Raw genomic sequence first — 4,962 nt, forward strand, 5'->3', positions numbered from 1 at the left:
TATAGAAGTCGAGCCGGTCGCTGCGCTCAGGCATGGCGTAAGTCCGCGATGCACGTCTGGCAATGGAATTCATCGACATGGATTCTGGGGCGGTTACGTAAGAAAACCTACGTTATTAGCATACCGCGTGGCTTCAAAACTCGCCGGTGACGTACGAAGCGCAGCATCGAGCGAGGTCGTGATTTCCTGCTTGCTGCGACCTTCAACAAGGTCGAATCTGAGTAATGGCTTTGACGGTTCCCTCTGGTGGCGTGAGAACCCAGTTTAGTGCGATACCCGACAGTATTAGGACGTTTCAAACGAATTGATTGTTTTCCCAAGAAAACAATCAGTCAAGGAATCGCCAAACAAAGTATGCGTGACGCCTTGAAATAAAGGCCATATCACGAGTAGGGTGGCGAATGCTAGGGCGCTGCAAGCGGTAACATCGAACTCGACGTCGATTGCTTGGCGTTGACTTGTTCGGGGACACCACTTGCGCGCCCTTGCCTACTCTTGCCACTTGCTGGGCCCACAACGCCCAGGTCACCGACTCAAAAGCGTTCCATGACCTCTGTACTTCTACTCGAAAATATCCACGACACCGCGGTTGCCCGTTTCAGCGAGTCAAAGCTCGAGGTCGAGCGGCGCGCAGGCGCGCTTGCTGGCGCAGAGCTGCTGAGCGCGCTCCAGGCGCACAACCTTGTCGGGATTCGATCGGCGACGCATCTCCGGCGCGATGAAATCGATGCCGCGCGTCATCTGCTTGCGATTGGCTGCTTTTGCATCGGTACGTCGCAAGTCGATCTGGACGCCGCTGCACAAGCAGGCATTCCGGTGTTCAACGCGCCGTTTTCGAACACGCGTTCGGTGGCGGAACTGGTTATTGCAGAAGCCATTCTGCTATTGCGCCGCGTTCCGGAAAAAAGCGTACAGGCGCATGCGGGCAAGTGGGCGAAGGGCGCAAGCGGGTCGTTCGAAACGCGCGGCAAGACCATCGCGATCGTGGGTTACGGCAACATCGGCTCGCAGGTTGGCGTGCTTGCCGAAGCCATGGGAATGCGCGTGGTTTATTACGATGTGCAGGCGCGTTTGTCGCTGGGCTCGGCGCGTGCATCGCAATCGTTGGCCGACGCCGTATCGCAAGCCGACGTCGTCACACTCCATGTGCCGGCGACCGCGCAAACCAACTGCATGATCGATGCAGAGACGATCGCCTGCTTCAAACCCGGCGCAATCCTGATCAACGCGTCGCGCGGATCGGTCGTCGATATCGAAGCGCTCGCGCAAGCGTTGAACGCGAAGCGGCTGGGCGGTGCGGCGATCGATGTATTCCCGGAAGAGCCGAAAACAAACGCCGATGAATTCAAAAGCGTGCTTCAGGGCTTGCCGAATGTGATCCTCACGCCGCACGTCGGCGGCAGCACGGAGGAGGCGCAGGAGAATATCGGCACGGAGGTCGCGACCAAGCTGATTTCGTTTCTGACCACGGGCGACACGGTCGGGGCCGTCAACTTCCCGCACGTGAATCCGGGACCGCTCGACGCAGCCGCGCGTTTGCTCAACGTTCACGGCAATGCGCCGGGCGCGCTCGCCACGCTCAACACAAAGCTTGCGGCGGAGGGCGCCAATATTGTCGCGCAGCATTTGCAAACGCAGGGCGAAACGGGATATGTGGTCACGGATCTGGACCGCGCGCCATCGAATGGATTGATCCAGGCGCTTTCGAAAGAGCCTGGCTTTATCCGAACGCGCTTGCTGTTGAAATAACCGCGCTCGGCCAGCTACGAGGTGAGCTTGTTCGGGAACTGACCGCAATTGATGATGTGCGATCAGCCCCGGAGACTAGAACGATTCCTTGAACGGCCGCAAATCGATTTCTTGCGTCCATGCCGACGGATGTTGCGCGTGAATGGCCCAGAACGTTTCGGCGATTGCATCGACGTTGAGCAAGCCATTCTCGCCACGTTCGGCAACGGCTTGCGGACGCGAAGTCCTGAGCCTTTCACCGTCGATACCCCCATCCACCACCACATGCGCGACGTGCAATCCAAGCGGCCCGAATTCGCGCGCCATGCTTTGGGCGATCATGCGCACGCCCGCTTTCGATGCCGAGAAGTGAGCGAAGCCAGGCTTGCCGCGAAGGCTCGCTGAAGCACCCGTGAAGATCACCGTGCCGCGTCCCAGCGGTACGAGTCTGCGCGCCGCTTCCCGGCCCACGAGGAATGCGCCCACGGGTCCGGTGCGCATGAAGCTTTCGAAATCGTCCAGGCTCAAATCGCAAAAGTCGACGCGCCTGTTATTGCCGACGTTATAGATGACGAGCGACGGCGGTTCAATTCCTTCGCGGGACGCCATGGCTTTATCGAAGAGATTGAGGACGTCGGGTTCCGATGTTGCATCGGTTACGACTGACTCGGCGTGATGCCCGTTCACCGTAATCGCGCGCACGACGGTGTCGAGCTTTTCAAGCGAACGGCCCGCGACATACACGTGATAATCCTGCTGCGCAATCAGTTTGCAGAGCGCGGCACCCAGGCCGAGTTCCGCGCCTACGCCAATTACGATCGCACTTTTACGCGTCATGGGAGCACCTTGAGGTTGGTATCGAAGAACGTGATTCGATTCTATGCGTGTAACCTCAAGCATGCTTGAATGGTTGTCCTTACATGGAGCACTTCCACATGCCGGGTCATGCAGGAAGCTGTCATCGCGGCGCAGTCCCGCGCGAACCGTTTATTTGAAGTCCCAGCGCATCTGCTCGACAATGCCGACGCCCCGCGATGTACGCACGCATTCGCTGACATAGTCGGTGAACGGCAATGGCTCGAAGCCGATTTCATCGCGCAGACGATGGTTGTCGAAGGTGTAATCGAGCGCGGCAAAGCCGGCATACAGCCGCAGCGCGTGTTCGATCAGCCGGCCGCTCGCCGAGTTCTCGCGGCCGACAACCTCGCGCGCCATCTTGCGAAAATCGCGCTCGCCGCAAATGGTGTAGCGGCGGCCGTGAATGCCGGTGGCTTCGTCCATCGCGATCAGGATCTTGCCGATAGTCGGCGCTTCCGTTCCCGCCGACACGTGGTACAGGTCGAACGCCAGAGTCGGCTTCACGGCAAGCAGCATCAGCGCGCGTGCGCAATCGTCGCCGGAGACGACATCGAGCCGGCTCATGGCGCGTGCGGTGAAACGGCGCGCGCCATGCACCACGCGCATCACCCAGAAAATGCTCGCCGACGGCAGTGTCCCCAGCACGGTATGCCCCACCACGATCGATGGCCGCGCGACCACCAGCGGCAGGCGTGGAAAGTTGCTGCGCAGCAGATGTTCGGCGTCCCGCTTGCTTTGCGTGTAGGGCACGAGATGGCCCGCGTCCGCCTGCGAAAACGCCGACTCCCGCACGTTGCCGCCGCATTGCGTGCCGCATGCCATTGCGGTGCTGACGTGCAGGAAGCGTTGCAGCGCGGCGCTTCCATCGAAACGCGATGCAAAGCGCAACGTGTCGCGCACGTTGATATCGAGCACTTGCGGGTTGCTCGAGAACGATGCCATTGCGGCGCAGTTGATCACATGAGATGCGTCGCGAAGACGCGCGAGATCGGCGCCGCAGAACTCGCCGCCCAGTTCGCCTACGATCACGTTCGCCGCGCTCAAACGCTCCGCTTGTACGTGAGGCAAGCCGCACCGCGCGGCTGAAGCGCGTAGCCGCGCGATCGCCTCGCTGATGTCGGCGGCACGCACGAGGCACACCACGCGGTCCAGCAAGCCGCCATTGACCAGCGAAACCAGCACATTCCCGCCGATAAAACCCGTCGCCCCCGTGAGTACAAGACTGGCCACACCGGCTGGACGTGCCTGTCTGTGAGGCGCCGGGCGTTCAGGCCAGGTGCGGGAAGCATAGGAGGCGTAGTTGAGAGGGGTTTGCCATGCGAACATTGTGTGCTCCGTTCGGTAACAGGACAGGGTCGTATAGGATCGACGGGAACGAGGGGGGATCAATAGCGGTAGGTCAGCGCCGATATCGCGAAGTAATTGACCTTCTTCTGCACGATCGGGCTGTCGCCGGAATTGCCGATAAGACGGCTTGCGCCAGCTTCGGTGTGCACGGACCATCGTGGGGAGAAGACGGTGGCGAGCGAAAACATATAGATGTTCTCGGCGTGCGCCAGTGAGACACCGGTCAGGCCGAGCGTCGAAAGACAAAGGTGAGACAGACGTTTGCGCACAGTGGGAGCGTTCGAGGGAGAGGAAGCCGCAGTGTAGGTAGGCGGCTCTCCCGCGTCTGTCTTGAATCTGCGGGGATTTGTGCGGGTTTGTGTTCGCGTGTCGGCAAGTGTTTCAGCGAAGCTTGCTCACGCGCGTATTCTTGCGATATTGCCGTTTCGATCCCACGCCGATGAACCCATCAAACGCACTGATCCGGTCCGCCATGTGTTGCACTCTGTTTGCGTTCGCGAGTCCAATTGCGGGCTCTAATGCGATCGCAGCGGGTGCGCGCACGAATCACGGTAACGATCCGTTCTTTCAGATATCTACGGCTGTTGCGCATTGCCCCGCGCCTTTAGGTCCGTTGCAGACCGACCAGGAATGGCTCGACGATGCCCATTACCGCATCGAGCGCGGCAATAGTTGCTGGGTGGAGGGGCGATGCCGCTTGTCCAATGCGTATCAATACGATGGCGAGATTGCCGAAGCCGTGCAACGGCGTCTGAACGCAATCAACGCGACCGTGCACTGGCGTGAAAATTCGACGCTATGGCTCACGCTGCAGCGGCGATTTATCTATGTGCAAGGGTGTGTATCGAAGCAATTCGATACCGCCAAATTTCTGTCCGAGCTGGAAAAGACAGCGGACGTGGATCGGGTTATCGACAACACCACGACCACGCCTTCCAGGCTACCGTTGCCGTACAAAACGCCCGATGACTGATGCCTGCAGGGAGGCGAGGCGTGCGCGAAATCGGTTTTGGCGACATTGAGCGCATT

General features: G+C 59.8%; 5 protein-coding genes. 2 read left to right on the plus strand and 3 right to left on the minus strand.

The genetic code is table 11. The annotated features are described in order from the left end of the window. Positions 1-546: 546 nt before the first annotated feature. A complete protein-coding gene (gene serA, locus ACFFAR_RS24545) occupies positions 547-1,749 on the plus strand; it encodes a phosphoglycerate dehydrogenase (RefSeq protein ID WP_082779126.1) in 1,203 nt (400 codons plus the stop codon). Between the two features lie 75 nt (positions 1,750-1,824). Here serA and ACFFAR_RS24550 read toward each other — a convergent pair whose 3' ends face one another. From ACFFAR_RS24550 to ACFFAR_RS24560, 3 genes are all read right to left on the minus strand, one after another. Then, positions 1,825-2,565 carry an SDR family NAD(P)-dependent oxidoreductase gene (locus ACFFAR_RS24550; protein ID WP_174363972.1) on the minus strand — a complete coding sequence of 247 codons (741 nt, stop codon included), beginning with the start codon at positions 2,563-2,565 and terminating at the stop codon, positions 1,825-1,827. A gap of 150 nt (positions 2,566-2,715) precedes the next feature. Beyond that, the gene (locus tag ACFFAR_RS24555) at positions 2,716-3,912 is read right to left on the minus strand and encodes an SDR family oxidoreductase (RefSeq protein ID WP_174363973.1); all 1,197 of its coding nucleotides are present in this window, start codon (positions 3,910-3,912) and stop codon (positions 2,716-2,718) included. A gap of 59 nt (positions 3,913-3,971) precedes the next feature. Further along, the gene (locus ACFFAR_RS24560) at positions 3,972-4,202 is read right to left on the minus strand and encodes a MipA/OmpV family protein (protein ID WP_375508615.1); all 231 of its coding nucleotides are present in this window, start codon (positions 4,200-4,202) and stop codon (positions 3,972-3,974) included. Positions 4,203-4,372: 170 nt separating this feature from the next. Here ACFFAR_RS24560 and ACFFAR_RS24565 point away from each other — a divergent pair, with 170 nt between their 5' ends. After that, positions 4,373-4,906 (plus strand): hypothetical protein, encoded by a 534-nt coding sequence (locus ACFFAR_RS24565; RefSeq protein WP_174363974.1) that lies wholly within the window; start codon positions 4,373-4,375, stop codon positions 4,904-4,906. The last annotated feature ends 56 nt before the right edge of the window (positions 4,907-4,962 follow it).

This window comes from uncultured Caballeronia sp., assembly GCF_964243625.1.
GTDB lineage: Bacteria > Pseudomonadota > Gammaproteobacteria > Burkholderiales > Burkholderiaceae > Caballeronia.